Raw genomic sequence first — 13,829 nt, 5'->3', positions numbered from 1 at the left:
AGATTTCTTAATCTCCTCTTAGAATTAAAAAGATAATGATTAAGAGTCAATAAAGCTTAGTGCTTTTACTTACTTTTAGTTAGTATTACTTACTTTATCTTTTAAGGGTTTTATTTAGTTTCAATCAAGCTTTCTTTTGTTGTATATAAGAAAGCTTTAGTGGGGTTATTGGTTTTTGTTTATGCTTTTAAAGCTTTTAAGTTTGTTATCTATTCTTTATATCTCTTTATATGTTTTAGTTTATTTGTTTCTTAGTCTCTTAGTTTCTTTATTTAAGGCTTTAGTTTTCTTAGTGTCTTATTGCTTATTGTTATTTAACCTTTTTGGTTTGTAAAATATCTAAATTCTACCCTTTTCTCTCCTATTTCAAGTTTCAAATACATCCTAAATTTTAGGCTATACATTTTCATAAGCAAACTTAGATGCTAAGTATCATGAACTTAAAAACATATGCAAAAATGTTGCTACAACTCCACCACATAATGGAGCTAAAATAGGAATCCAAGAGTATTTCCAATCTATCTTTACTTTAAGTGGTAGCAAAAATAACACTATCCTAGGTCCTAAATCTCTAGCAGGATTCATAGCATAACCTGTCGTAGAACCCAAAGAAAGACCTAATACCCAAACTAAAATAGCCACAGGTAAAGCACCTATAGAACCAAGCCCTATATTAGCATTTGGATCAATTGTTAAATGAATATTAGCACCTGTAATATGTAAAATCGTAAAAATCAAAACGAAAGTAGCAGTAAATTCACTAATAAAATTAGATACATAATTACGAATTGCAGGTTCAGTGCAAAAACAAGCTCTCTTAGCACTTTCATCTTCTGTAATTTTGAAATGATCTTTATAAACTATCCAAACCAAAAAAGCTCCTACCATAGCACCAATAAATTCTCCCATGAGATATTGTGGCACTAATTTCCAAGCAACAGCATTTGTTAGCGCGAAAGTTATCGTTACAACAGGATTAAGATGTGCACCACTTATTGGTCCAGCAACAATAACCCCTACAAATACTGCAAAAGCCCACGCAGTAGTTATTATCATCCAATTCCCATTTTTATCATGTTTAGTGTTTTTCAAACAACAAGTCGCTACTACTCCATTACCTAAGAGTATCATTAAAGCCGTACCTAAAAGCTCTGCCATAAAAATACTCATTTCAAAAATCTTTATCGTCTTGTTCTAGCCAATGCAAGGAGCTTTTTACAGCTTTCTGCCAATAATATAACATCTTATTAACTTGTTTTTTGTCTAATTTTGGTGAAAATAAAGTATCTATATGCCATTGCGATTTAATCTCATCAATACTTTTGAAATATCCCACCGCTAATCCTGCTAAATAAGCTGCTCCTAAAGCAGTTGTCTCAATTATTTTTGGGCGCACTATATTAAAGTTAAAAATATCTGATTGAATCTGCATTAAATATTGACTTTGGCTCGCTCCTCCATCAACTCTAATTTCTTGGCAAACACTATTGGCATCAGCTTCCATTTCTTTAACAATATCATAGACTTGAAAGGCAATGCCTTCTAAAACAGCACGAGCCATATGCCCATCTGTCGTCCCTCTACTAATCCCAAAAAAGGTTCCGCGAGCATATTGATCCCAATAAGGTGCACCAAGTCCAGTTAAAGCAGGAACAAAATAAACTCCGCCATTATCTTCAACATTTGCGGCTAAGGCATCAATATCTGAAGAGGTGCGTATCATTTTAGCACCATCTCTTAGCCATTGAATAGCTGCACCACCGACAAATACGCCACCTTCTAAAGCGTAAGTGGTCTTTCCATCAATTTGCCACGCAATGGTTGTTAAGAGATTATTTTTACTCTCAACAGGCTTCTCTCCTGTATTCATCAATAAAAAACATCCTGTGCCATAAGTATTTTTTATCATACCTTTATCTATACACATTTGCCCAAACAGAGCAGCCTGTTGATCTCCTGCAATTCCCGCTATTGCAATTTCATTATCTACCCAACGCGTTGCAGTATATCCATAGATTTCACTAGAGGATTTTACTCTTGGTAAAATCGATAAAGGAATATCAAATAATTCTAATAATTCATCATCCCAATCTAAAGTATGGATATTATAAAGCATTGTTCTACTGGCATTACTAGGATCTGTAATATGCACTTTACCACGTGTAAGATTATAAATTATCCACGTATCTACCGTTCCAAAGCATAATTCTCCATTATTAGCTTTTTTCCTAGCATTTGGGATATTATCTAAAAGCCATTTTATTTTTGTCGCTGAAAAATAAGCGTCAATAATTAAACCTGTCTTAGAGTATATTATTTTAGAATAATCTTTTTTCAGATTCTCACAATAATCAGCGGTTCTACGATCTTGCCAAACGATAGCTTTAGCAATAGGTTCCCCTGTTGTTTTATCCCAAATAATAGTTGTTTCTCTTTGATTGGTTATGCCAATAGCTGCAATATCTGTAGCATTAAGATTAGATTTTGCTAAAGCTTCAGTAAGAGTAGAAATTTGGGAACTCCATATTTCCTTTGCATCATGTTCCACCCAACCCAAATGAGGAAAATATTGCGTAAAAGTTTTTTGCGCATTAGCAATAATTTTGCCCTCTTTATCAAAAATAATAGCTCTTGATGAAGTTGTTCCTTGGTCTAAAGCCATAATATATTTTTTCACACTAAACTCCTTTAATACAATATTGTTTGGTTAAATTTTTGAAATCTTCAATCTCTTTTTCTAATCTCTTTTTGCTCCAGTTTTTATATTTACCAATAAATATTCCAACCTCTTTAGCTATTTCATTAGAAGCCTTTGCATCAAGAAATAATAAGCGGATTCTACGGGATAATACATCCTCTAAAGTTTCTGCCATTTCATATTCTAAAGCCCACAAGACTTGCGCATAAGTATAAGGATAATTGGGGTGGATTTTTTGGGCTAATTGTGCTTCTTTTTGCTCTAATTCTAAAATAGCCCTATAATCACTGCCATAGACACAGAGTCTATCCTTAAAATCTCTATTATTTAAATAACCATATAAAGGAAGCTCTTTAGTTATGCAAGGTTGATAAGGTAATAATTTCTTTGCAATAGCAAAATCTATCGTTTCTTCTGCCATTTTTCTATAAGTCGTCCATTTACCACCATTAATAGAGATTAATTGACTTTCAGAAATGTGGATTTTATGGCTTCTTGACACATTCTTACTAGCTTTATTCTTTTGTTTTATCAATGGACGTAAGCCAACAAAAATAGACAAAATATCTTCTCTATTAACTTTTCTAGTAGTGTATTCATTAAGTGTTTTTAAAAGAAAATCTATCTCTTCTTCTAAAGGCAGAGGTTCATAGGCAACATTTTGGATTTGGGTATCTGTTGTTCCAACAATTAATTTATGATGCCACGGAATAGCAAACAATACCCTCCCATCGGAAGTTTTTGGGACTATCAAAGCATTATCATTAGGTAAAATCTTCGCATCAAAAACCAAATGGATTCCTTGGCTTATCACCAGACTTAAGCTATCATCTTTATCCATTTGATTAATCTCATTGCTAAAAACTCCAGTTGCATTAATAACACATTGAGAATAGATTTGTTGCTTAAAAGAAGGCTCTAAAACATCCTCAATCTCAACACCACAAATTTTTCCCTCTTTGTTTTTCAATAATTGATTAACTCGCATATAATTTATCAAACAAGCTTGATTTTCAACCGCAGTTCTAGCTAGACTCAAACCCAATCTAGCATCATCAAACTGCCCATCATAATAACAAACTCCCGCTTGCATTTTTAAGTCTTTTATCCCACTTAAACTCTTTCTAACTTCTTCTCTATTGAGGTAGCGCGTTTTGCCTAAGCTTAATCTTCCTGCCATATAATCATAGATACTAAGCCCTATAGTATAATAAAAAGCACTAAAAATACTTGTAGTAGGGATAACAAAAGCTTGTGGTTTGCATAAATGTGGCGCATTGCGTATTAATAGACTTCTCTCGTGTAGTGCTTCATAAACTAAAGGAATATTGCCTTGAGCAAGATATCTTACACCCCCATGTAATAATTTTGTAGAGCGACTAGAAGTCGATTTTGCAAAATCAGATCTCTCTAATAACAAAGTTTTATAGCCACGAGTTGCACAATCAACCGCTATACCCAACCCTGTTGCCCCTCCTCCAACGATAACGACATTCCATAATTGTTCTTTTTTGATCCTTAGAATCTGCTCTAAACGTTTCATTACAGCTATCTTTATTAATGGATTAACAAAAGCATTTGAAAAAATTAAATCTTTGCAGATTCTAACACAAACTCGCCACACTATCCCAATAAAATTAAAACATTAAACGCAATATTCTACAAAATGTTACAAATAATCCAAGACCTATTAAATATCCATACCAAAGAATCTTGTAAAATCTATAGAGCAATGAGTATAAACTCAATAATTATTATCTTAATTTTTATAGCTTATTTGATTTTATGGGAGACGAATTTTGATAGATTATCTAAAATCTCCCCTCCTTTTCTAAATCCTAACGCACAAGCTTCATAAGCATAAAAGACATTTGCTTGGTAGAAACTATTATTATAGGTATTTAAATCCACAAATTCTTGATAAACTTCTGGATAATTCCCATAATTTCCCTCTTTTACTATTAAAGCATTCCCCGCATTATCAAGGATACTCACACTCTCCCCCTCCCTACCAAAAGCGTGTTTTTTAACCTGCTTTTTATTAGCTAAAGGCTCAAAAGAAGTTTCTAGTAAAAGCGGATGATTAGGGAATAAATCCCATAGTATCTTTAGCATTCTCTTGCTTTGAAACATCAATGTATAAGCAGGATTTAAAAAGATTGTATTTTTATTGCGTATCATTGCAGTTATTAAAGTCGCCATTTCTGGTTCATCAGTAGCAATGCTCTCCCAAGGAATAAGCTTAAACCAAAATTCAAAATTCTCTTCTGCATAACTTAAACCTAAACTCTCATCTAAATGTGCTTCGTGAGCGTAACAAAAATCAGTCTTAAATCCTGCTTCCTTAGCAATCACTTCAAGCAATCTCACCGTGTTTTCTTCTTCCTCACTCCCTTGTATGCTAGAAAAAAGTATCTTCCAACCCTCATAAATTGCACCAAAATTAGAAATATCATCTCCTAAAGTAATCATACGTTTAAAGTTATCACCTAAAGCCTCATAGAGATTATTAAACTGCAAGGATTCATCAAATCCATTTTTTTTCAACATCGCCCATTGAATAATCGCACTTTCATAAACCATCGTCGGGGTATCTGCGTTAAACTCAAGTAACTTAATAGGTTTCCCATCAATTCCACCAGCTAAATCAAAACGACCATACAAATGCCAATGCACTTCCTCTGCCCAACTCATCTCAATAGCTTCTATGAGATTAAAGGGGATTCCAAGCTCAAAAAACAAACGATTATCAATTACATATTGCCCCGCTTCAATATACATATCATAGAGTTCATTAGTAGCATTATAATAATCTTGTGCTTCCTGTTCTGTAACCTCTATAATTTCATCACTAACATAAGAAGTATTGTCAGTATCCATATGCCAACTAAGCCCAAGCTCTTCTAAATCTTTTGGACTTAAAGGATTAACTTTTAAAATCTCCATAGGTTACCCCCCAAAACTGCTTGAACCCGCAGAAGAACCGCTTGAAACATTATTTCTATTTTGCCCACCTGTGTTATTAGGAGCATAAAACCCACTTTTTCCGGCATTTGTCCCCGCTCTTGTCCCTGCGGTAGCTCCCTTATTAAACGAGCTTTGTGAGCGTTCATAGGCTTGTGGTGATTTATAAGAGCTTCTTTGTTGGGATTGAAAATTTTGATTATTAAAAAGTTTGCTACCTATCCAACTCCCCAAAATTGCTCCAGCAGCACTTGCTAAAATCGTCTCCCCTAAGGATAATCCACCACCTGTTGGATTGGTAAGCTGTGAAGTTCCAGAATCAATCTTTTTAGATTCTTCAGCGATGAGCGTATCCACTTCTTCTTGAGTTAAAATCCTCTCATTACCATTTGCTTCCTTTAAAATTATTCGAGTCGTGCTACTTGGATATTCCTCTAATATTTTATAACTTCCATCGCTTTGTTGCTCTATCATTACGGTTGCACCATTTTTAACCGCTTCTTTTACTTTACCACCCACATTCTCACCAATATTGTTATTACAACCCACAATAATGAGCACAGCAGCTAGTCCTAAGCCACTTTTACTAAAAATACCAACAACTTTGGGATCAGATATTTTTCTTAAATACTTCTTCATTCCAGCTCCTAAAATCCAAATATTGTATGTAGAATTAAATAGTTGCGATTATACCTTTTTAACCCTTAAACTCTATAAATCCTAAAAAATCTAAGTCTATATTAAACTTTTTAATTTTTATTTAAGTTGAGCTTAAATATACTCCAAAGTATGGTTTTGTGACCAAAAATGCACTCAAACTTTAAAAAGAAAGGAATAAAATGAAATTTATAAAGCTTAGTTTAGCAACATGCGTTGCACTTGCTGGTTTATCAACTATAAGTTCAGCTCAACCTTTAGAAGAAGCTATCAAGGGTATTGATGTTAGCGGTATGTTGCGTTATCGTTATACAGATGATAGATATAAAAATCAAAGATACACCAAAGATGATTCAGCAAGTATTCGAGGTCAAGGTGGTGCAAGTAAGGGTAGCGCTAAACACGAATGGAGAGCCGAAGCACTCTTTAAAACTCCTGTTATTAACAACATCTCTATGAATCTTGGTGTTTATTATGGGGGTTCTAATAATGTTAATCACGGAAAAGGCACAAGTGGTGATATAAACAATAATACTTCAACTTCAAATGGATTTATAGGCAGTGGTCTAGGTGCTGGAAGTGATGGTCAATTTGGTGTGCGTGAATTTACCGCAACTATTACCCCAGATACCACTTCTACGACATTCAAATTAGGTAAAATGCCTTTATTAACTCCACTTAATGATTCTGATGATAGAGGAACAGGAGTATTTATCACAAATTCTGATATTGATAACTGGAGTTTCGCAGCAGGAGCTTTTGATTCTTGGAGTTTAGATGATGGTGTGCCAAATGGTGATGGCGGTTCTGTAGCTAAACCTTACTATACACTCGCTGCTTTAAGCAACTATGATACAAGCATCGGAAACTTCAGCACTCAATTATGGCTCTATTATATCCAAGATATTGCAGATTTTATCGGGTTTGGTGAATTAACTTGGGATAATAATATGGTATCTTTAACAGGACAATATGCTTATAGCAAATTAGATAATTCAGGACCTCTTAGCACCAATACTGAAACTATGTGGAATTATAAGCCTAAAACTGCTAATGACCTTTATACACTTGGTGCAGGATTAGACTTTAGTGATTTTAATGTTCCTGTCGCTCTTAATGTAGGCTATTGGGGTAATACTCAAGATGGTTATGCGGTTTCTTTAGACAATGAAGGAGGGTTTTTAAAAGCAGGACAACTTTGGTTTTCAAACCCCGCTACAGGAGTAAATATCTCTATGTTTAATGTGGGTGGTGGAGCAATGCCTAAAGGATATGAGAAAAATAAGCTTAGTGCATTTTATGCAAACCTTAATCATGATATTTTAGACAATCTCAATATCGGTATTGATTATGTTCAAGGAAAAAATAAGCTTACAAGAGGCTTATCAAATGCTAAAAGTTCTGGAAATGTTAGCTTCTATGAAATTAGCCCAAATCTCACTTGGCAATATTCTAAATCACTGACAATCTCCTCTTATTATTCTTTCTTACAATCAAAAGCACAAAGAAGTATTAGATCCTCTGTAGGAGATGCTAGTGCTGCTAATTCTACCAATAAAGAGAAATTTAACGAATTAAGGGTTGAAGTTAAATACCTCTTCTAATCTTAAGCTAGAGGATTCTCTAGCTTTACACATATTTAAGAAATCTTTGAATTTTTCTTCATTCTTCATAAAAAGAAAAGCTAAATTTTATTTTTATTTTGCTACCTTTAGAAACTAAAATAATTAGTATTAAGGAGAAAGTATGCGAACACAATGGGTTAAAGTGCGTAAAGATGATAAAATCAAAACACAACTTCATTATGCCAAAAAAGGTATCATTACTCCAGAGATGGAATATGTAGCCAATATCGAACATTTAACAACTAATAAAATTTTAAAAGAAATTGCTAAAGGAAGATTAATACTTCCCTCTAATGTCAATCATACGAACTTAGAACCTATGGGGATTGGTATAGCAACAAGAACTAAGATTAACTCTAATATTGGAAGCTCTGCACTTGCTAGCTCTATTGAAGAGGAAGTTGAAAAAACCCTTGCTTCTATTAAATATGGTGCGGATACTATTATGGATTTAAGCACAGGGGGAGATTTGGATAGTATTCGTCAAGCTGTTATTCAAAACTCTAGTGTGCCTATTGGAACGGTGCCTATCTACCAAATCCTGCACGATGTTAAAAATGATATTAATGCCCTAACTATTGATAAAATGCTAGAAGTTATGGAGAGACAAGCCAAACAAGGTGTGAGCTATTTTACTATTCATTGTGGATTTTTGTTAGAACATATGCCCCGCCTTGCTAAACGAAAAATGGGTATTGTAAGTCGTGGCGGAAGCCTTATGGCTGCTTGGATGATGCACTATCATAAGCAAAACCCTTTCTATGAGGCTTTTGATGATATTTTAGAAATTTGTCAAAAATACGATGTTTCTTTAAGCCTTGGAGATTCTTTGCGTCCGGGCTGTTTAGCGGATTCTAGTGATGAAGCACAATTAGGAGAGCTTAAAGTTCTAGGTGAGCTTACTTTAAGGGCATGGGAGAAAGATGTGCAAGTTATGATTGAAGGTCCAGGACATGTGCCTATGAATGAAATAGAACGCAATGTAGAACTCCAAAAAGAATTATGCCACGAAGCACCCTTTTATGTCTTAGGTCCTCTTGTAACAGATATTGCCGCAGGTTATGATCATATTGCCTCTGCTATTGGAGCTTCTATTGCAGCGTGGAAAGGAGCTGCTATGTTATGTTATGTAACCCCTAAAGAGCATTTAGGGTTACCTAATGTTAAAGATGTCCGAGAAGGCATTATCGCTTATAAAATCGCCGCACACGCTGCTGATATAGCTAGGGGCAGGATTCACTCTAGGGTAAGGGATGATGCGATGAGCAATGCAAGATATAGCTTTGATTGGAATAAACAATTTGAATTAGCCCTTGATCCAGAGAGAGCTAGAGAATATCACGATGAGAGCTTACCCCAAGAAGTTTTCAAAGAAGCGAAATTCTGCTCAATGTGCGGACCAAAATTTTGTAGCTATAAAATCTCACAAGATATTATCGAACAAGAAAAACAAGAAGTTTAATAAAAAGGAAAAAAATGAATCAAGAACAACTCGTTAATTTACTTAAAGAGATTATTTACCCTAATTTTGAAAAAGATATTGTTACCTTTGGATTTGTCAAAGAAATGTTAATACACGAAAACTCTGTTTCTATACGATTAGAGATTCCCTCTGCTTCTGCAGATGTGGCTAATACATTGCGTGAGAGTATTACGCAAAAACTTAAAGACAATGGCATTACTAAACTTAACTTAGATATTAAACAACCCTCTCCACAAAACAACAATAAGTCCCAAGGGACAAAAAATTTAGCACCCCAAATTAAAAACTTCGTTATGGTTAGTAGTGGTAAAGGGGGAGTTGGTAAATCAACAACAAGTGTTAATCTCGCCATTGCTCTAGCCCAACAAGGTAAAAAGGTAGCCCTTTTAGATGCGGATATTTATGGTCCTAATGTGCCTAGAATGTTAGGATTGCAAAAAGATAAGCCTGAAGTGCATCAAGCACTAAAAAAACTTATCCCGCTTCAAGCCTATGGTGTAGAGATGATGTCTATGGGTGTGCTATATGATGAGGGACAGAGCCTTATTTGGAGAGGTCCCATGATTATCCGTGCGATTGAACAAATGCTAACAGATGTATTATGGGATAATTTAGATGTAATGATTATAGATATGCCCCCTGGCACAGGAGATGCACAACTTACATTAGCACAAAGTGTGCCTGTAACTGCAGGAATAGCGGTATCTACTCCGCAAAAAGTTGCTTTAGATGATGGAGCTAGGGCTTTAGATATGTTTTCTAAACTTAAAATCCCAGTAGCTGGAATCATCGAAAATATGAGCGGATTTATCTGTCCTGATAGCGGTAAAGAATATGATATTTTTGGTAAAGGCACCACAGAAGAAGTTGCCAAAAACTATGGCACAAAAACACTTGCACAAATCCCTATTGAACCTAGTGTTAGAGAGGGGGGAGATGAGGGCAAACCTATTGTTTATTTTCATCCAAATTCTAAATCCTCTCAAGAATACCTTAAAGCCGCTAAAGAACTATGGGATTTTATAGAAGAAGTTAATCAAAAAAAACTAGCGGATAATAGCTCTATCCAACCTGTAGATAATGGTAAATCCGCCTGTTCTTATTAAATACAAAGGAATATAATCCTTTGTATTTAATAAATCTAATATAACAAAGGCAACAACTAATACTTTTAAAAATAGAATCTTAAAACTTTTCTTTTATGTAAAGGGGTGGTTTTCAATCTACTTAATCTAACCAATGCCTTAATCTGCAACTTGTAAAGATACTATGACCTCAAAGTCCAACTTGATTTTAAACGCACAGGGCTAAAAGAATGAAATTTTTTAAGGAAGAGCTAATTCTTTTAAAAGGCACTTATAAGCTATAAACCCTGCCTCACAACTTCCATCTTTTATAAAAATTAGTTTTGATTATGCTCACCTTGTATAATCCGCTATCAAAACTTATTAGAGGGGTTAAGATGAATTACCGCTTTTTAATACTTTCTTTTTCTATGTAAAGACATATCAAAATAAATAGCACGTAATAGGTAAATGAAATAGAATTGATACATTTATACACATAAAATATAGGAGTTTTCAAAAATCTTATATTGACTCCATTCCATAAAAAGTAGTGGTTAATGCAGATTTTTTATTCTTACAAATTCATTGCTATTAAATTTATAATCCATAAAAAGGTATCATCTGTATCAATAAGTTTAAATTATCGGTGCCAATTTTTCTTTACTAATTTATAAGAGCCTCTTTTTGCTCTTGCAAATACAACTAATTGATGGCGATATTGATTAGCTAATCTTTTAGCCTTTGAGAGTTTATAGGGAGAGAAAGCATAAAGCATTTGGTATTCTTCAGGGGAATAAAACCAATTTGATTTTTTTAGCAAAAATGTAAAACCAATTTTATTAATCTTAGCCAATCTTGATAACTCTATAAAGATTCCATCAGAAATATCCATTCCAGCCCTTGCAATAACATTAAGGGCTAGAATCATTTTAGGGTATAGCAAAGGCATTGCAAAACGACTATCTTTAGGATAAATGCCAAATAATAAAGCCCTTTTTAAATGCAAAACATTTTTCCCAAAAACTTGTTTTTTAGAATGGTTTAAAATACTTTTAGGATTAAGATAGGCTAAATAATCATTAGGTTTAATGCCACAGCGATATAATCCTTTTTTACCCTTTTGCCCTAAGAGCGTTAAAGAAAAATGCAATTTCTCCCCTACAATCGTATCTCCCCCGATAATCTTTAGACCATATTTCAAAGCCATTGCAGAAAAGATTTTAGCAAGATATTTAACATCTTTTATATCTTTTGGAACACAAAGGGTTAAGAGTAAATATTTTGGGATCGCATTCATCGCATAAATATCAGAGAGATTAACCAAAAAACATTTTTCAATAAGAATCTCTAAGCTGCCCCATTCTCTTTTGAAATGGATTCCTTCAAAAAACGCATCTGTAGCTATAACATAGTCTCCTAAAACAACACCATCATCGCCAACCCCATAAGTAGCATTTCCTCTCTTTAAGGTTTGAATAAATTGCTTTTCTCTATCTTGCATTAATCAATTTTCATACTCATATCTATCCATTTTGCTTGATGAATAATTGCCCCACACGAAATAGCATCAACACCGCTTAAAGCATATTCCCTAATGTTGCTTAAAGTAATGCCGCCACTAGCCTCTAAAAATACACTAGGTGCTAACTCATTACGCATTTTTACCACTTCTTTTATCATTGGTATTTCCATATTATCACACATTAAAATATCTATCCCTGCTTCTAATGATTCTCTTGCTTGTAAAAGATTTTCACACTCTACTTCAACTTTAGCAGTCATAGGGATTTTACAACGAACATCAGCAACAAACTTTTTTAAAGAAAGTATCCTTGATAAATGTGTATCTTTGAGCATCAAGCAATCATCTAATCCTAAACGATGATTAATAGCCCCACCATTACGGGTAGAATATTTTTCAAAATCTCTCAACAAAGGACGAGTTTTACGCGTATCGAGTAAAATACATTTGCTCCCCTCCATAGCTTTGACATAAATATTAGTTAAAGTAGCAATACCGCTAGAATGCTCTAATAGATTCAAAATTGTTCGCTCAGCACTTAAAATATCATTAATATTTCCGATAAATTTTACAAGTTTTTGCCCTGCCCCAAACTCTCCTCCATCCTCTAAACTAAATTCACCTCTAATATTAAGTAATTCACATAATCTCTCTACATACATTCTACCAGAGAATACACCCTCTTCTTTAGCGACAATATAACTTTCTATAACAGAGTTATTAGTAATTCGCATATACAAATCACCCCTACCAACATCCTCTTTTAAAACCTGTTTTAAGAAATCATCTAATAAAATCTTTTGCATTTGTTTCCTTTATGAAAGTTCAAGCATCTTATCTAAAGCCCTCTTAGCTTTTATAGCAGTATCTTTAGGCAATATTATTTCATTATAAGATTCCCCTTTATCAATGTATTCTAAAGCCTTTAAAATATCCTCTAAAGTTGTTTCATTCATTGTAGGGCATTCGGGTTTTGTAGAAGAGAGGACAAAAGTGTTTTGTATCCCATTATGAGGTTTTCTTAAACGATTGACAAGATTAAATTCTGTCCCTACTACTACTTTTTGCGTTTCTTTTAGCCCCTTTACATAAGCAATAATTTGACTAGTAGAACCTACAAAATCTGCCTTTGCTACAACACTTGGTTTGCACTCTGGATGCACAGCCACTAAAATATCGGGATACTTTTCACGATAAAAATCAATATCCTCTGGAGTAAAAAGCTGATGCACGGAGCAAAAGCCATTATAACAAATCACATCAGCCCCCTGCACTACTTCTTTAGAATCCTCTCCTAAAACCGCACTTTTTAACCCATTTTGAATAGCCAAATTCTCGCCTAAACATCTATCGGGTAAAAAAAAGATTTTTTTGCCCTGCTTAAGTGCATATTCCATAATCTTAGTAGCATTAGCACTTGTACAAACCACGCCACCAAGTTCTGCAACTTTAGCTTTAACTTCAGCATTAGAATTAATATAAGTAACAGGAAAAATATTTGTGATTCCATAACTTTCAAGTAACGCAATAGAATCATCAAAATACGCATCGCTAATCATTCTTGCCATAGAACAACAAGCGATTTTGGGCATAAACACTTTTTTGTTGGGTGCCAATATCTTTACACTCTGCCCCATAAATCCAACACCGCAAAAAAGGACTATATTATGCTCACTCGCACTTGCCTTCCTAGCTAATTCTAAACTATCACCTGTTAAATCAGCTATTTCTACAACTTCATCTCGTTGATAAAAATGCGCTACCAACAAAACATCATTTTTTTCTTTTAACGCTTCAATCCTTGCTCTCATCT

At 34.1% G+C, this 13,829-nt stretch carries 11 protein-coding genes; 3 read left to right on the top strand and 8 right to left on the bottom strand.

From position 1 onward, the window contains the following. Positions 1-432: 432 nt before the first annotated feature. The 5 genes from LS72_RS07215 to LS72_RS07195 all read right to left on the bottom strand — a co-directional run bounded on the left by LS72_RS07215 (position 433) and on the right by LS72_RS07195 (position 6,301). Positions 433-1,170: an MIP/aquaporin family protein gene (locus tag LS72_RS07215; RefSeq protein ID WP_034554506.1), complete on the bottom strand. Its 738-nt coding sequence runs from the start codon at positions 1,168-1,170 to the stop codon at positions 433-435. A 1-nt stretch (position 1,171) separates the two neighbouring features. Continuing rightward, positions 1,172-2,677: a glycerol kinase GlpK gene (gene glpK / locus LS72_RS07210; RefSeq protein WP_034554505.1), complete on the bottom strand. Its 1,506-nt coding sequence runs from the start codon at positions 2,675-2,677 to the stop codon at positions 1,172-1,174. A 1-nt stretch (position 2,678) separates the two neighbouring features. Further along, positions 2,679-4,241: a glycerol-3-phosphate dehydrogenase/oxidase gene (locus LS72_RS07205; protein WP_034554504.1), complete on the bottom strand. Its 1,563-nt coding sequence runs from the start codon at positions 4,239-4,241 to the stop codon at positions 2,679-2,681. Between the two features lie 230 nt (positions 4,242-4,471). Next, complete coding sequence (locus LS72_RS07200; RefSeq protein ID WP_034554503.1) at positions 4,472-5,644, bottom strand: glutathionylspermidine synthase family protein; 1,173 nt, start codon at positions 5,642-5,644, stop codon at positions 4,472-4,474. A gap of 3 nt (positions 5,645-5,647) precedes the next feature. Further along, positions 5,648-6,301, bottom strand: a complete 654-nt coding sequence (locus LS72_RS07195) for a UPF0323 family lipoprotein (RefSeq protein WP_034554501.1) — start codon at positions 6,299-6,301, stop codon at positions 5,648-5,650. A 200-nt stretch (positions 6,302-6,501) separates the two neighbouring features. Here LS72_RS07195 and LS72_RS07190 point away from each other — a divergent pair, with 200 nt between their 5' ends. The 3 genes from LS72_RS07190 (at position 6,502) to LS72_RS07180 (ending at position 10,533) form a co-directional block, all read left to right on the top strand. Then, positions 6,502-7,923 (top strand): major outer membrane protein, encoded by a 1,422-nt coding sequence (locus LS72_RS07190; protein WP_034554500.1) that lies wholly within the window; start codon positions 6,502-6,504, stop codon positions 7,921-7,923. A gap of 142 nt (positions 7,924-8,065) precedes the next feature. Further along, positions 8,066-9,406 (top strand): phosphomethylpyrimidine synthase ThiC, encoded by a 1,341-nt coding sequence (thiC, locus tag LS72_RS07185; RefSeq protein WP_138155228.1) that lies wholly within the window; start codon positions 8,066-8,068, stop codon positions 9,404-9,406. A 14-nt stretch (positions 9,407-9,420) separates the two neighbouring features. Beyond that, the gene (locus LS72_RS07180; protein ID WP_138155227.1) at positions 9,421-10,533 is read left to right on the top strand and encodes an Mrp/NBP35 family ATP-binding protein; all 1,113 of its coding nucleotides are present in this window, start codon (positions 9,421-9,423) and stop codon (positions 10,531-10,533) included. A gap of 601 nt (positions 10,534-11,134) precedes the next feature. Here LS72_RS07180 and LS72_RS07175 read toward each other — a convergent pair. The 3 genes from LS72_RS07175 to nadA are packed head-to-tail and all read right to left on the bottom strand — an operon-like array spanning position 11,135 to position 13,827. After that, positions 11,135-11,995, bottom strand: a complete 861-nt coding sequence (locus LS72_RS07175; protein WP_034554447.1) for a thiamine-phosphate kinase — start codon at positions 11,993-11,995, stop codon at positions 11,135-11,137. Further along, entirely contained in the window at positions 11,995-12,822 is an 828-nt protein-coding gene (nadC, locus tag LS72_RS07170; RefSeq protein ID WP_034554449.1) for a carboxylating nicotinate-nucleotide diphosphorylase, read from the bottom strand. Before nadC ends, LS72_RS07175 begins: the two co-directional genes overlap by 1 nt. A gap of 9 nt (positions 12,823-12,831) precedes the next feature. Then, positions 12,832-13,827: a quinolinate synthase NadA gene (nadA, locus tag LS72_RS07165; RefSeq protein ID WP_034554451.1), complete on the bottom strand. Its 996-nt coding sequence runs from the start codon at positions 13,825-13,827 to the stop codon at positions 12,832-12,834. Positions 13,828-13,829: the final 2 nt, after the last annotated feature.

It is taken from the genome of Helicobacter apodemus (assembly GCF_000765745.2).
GTDB lineage: Bacteria > Campylobacterota > Campylobacteria > Campylobacterales > Helicobacteraceae > Helicobacter_D > Helicobacter_D apodemus.
Note: the sequence above shows the minus strand (reverse complement) of the source record. Positions and strands in the feature narration are given on the sequence as shown.

What these genes read in the sequence shown, in the direction of transcription:
- LS72_RS07215 (WP_034554506.1), bottom strand. Translation starts at nt 1,170, where the DNA reads ATGAGTATTTTTATGGCAGAGCTTTTAGGTACGGCTTTAATGATACTC.
- LS72_RS07205 (WP_034554504.1), bottom strand. Translation starts at nt 4,241, where the DNA reads ATGAAACGTTTAGAGCAGATTCTAAGGATCAAAAAAGAACAATTATGG.
- LS72_RS07200 (WP_034554503.1), bottom strand. Translation starts at nt 5,644, where the DNA reads ATGGAGATTTTAAAAGTTAATCCTTTAAGTCCAAAAGATTTAGAAGAG.
- LS72_RS07195 (WP_034554501.1), bottom strand. Translation starts at nt 6,301, where the DNA reads ATGAAGAAGTATTTAAGAAAAATATCTGATCCCAAAGTTGTTGGTATT.
- LS72_RS07190 (WP_034554500.1), top strand. Translation starts at nt 6,502, where the DNA reads ATGAAATTTATAAAGCTTAGTTTAGCAACATGCGTTGCACTTGCTGGT.
- thiC (WP_138155228.1), top strand. Translation starts at nt 8,066, where the DNA reads ATGCGAACACAATGGGTTAAAGTGCGTAAAGATGATAAAATCAAAACA.
- LS72_RS07180 (WP_138155227.1), top strand. Translation starts at nt 9,421, where the DNA reads ATGAATCAAGAACAACTCGTTAATTTACTTAAAGAGATTATTTACCCT.
- LS72_RS07175 (WP_034554447.1), bottom strand. Translation starts at nt 11,995, where the DNA reads ATGCAAGATAGAGAAAAGCAATTTATTCAAACCTTAAAGAGAGGAAAT.
- nadC (WP_034554449.1), bottom strand. Translation starts at nt 12,822, where the DNA reads ATGCAAAAGATTTTATTAGATGATTTCTTAAAACAGGTTTTAAAAGAG.
- nadA (WP_034554451.1), bottom strand. Translation starts at nt 13,827, where the DNA reads ATGAGAGCAAGGATTGAAGCGTTAAAAGAAAAAAATGATGTTTTGTTG.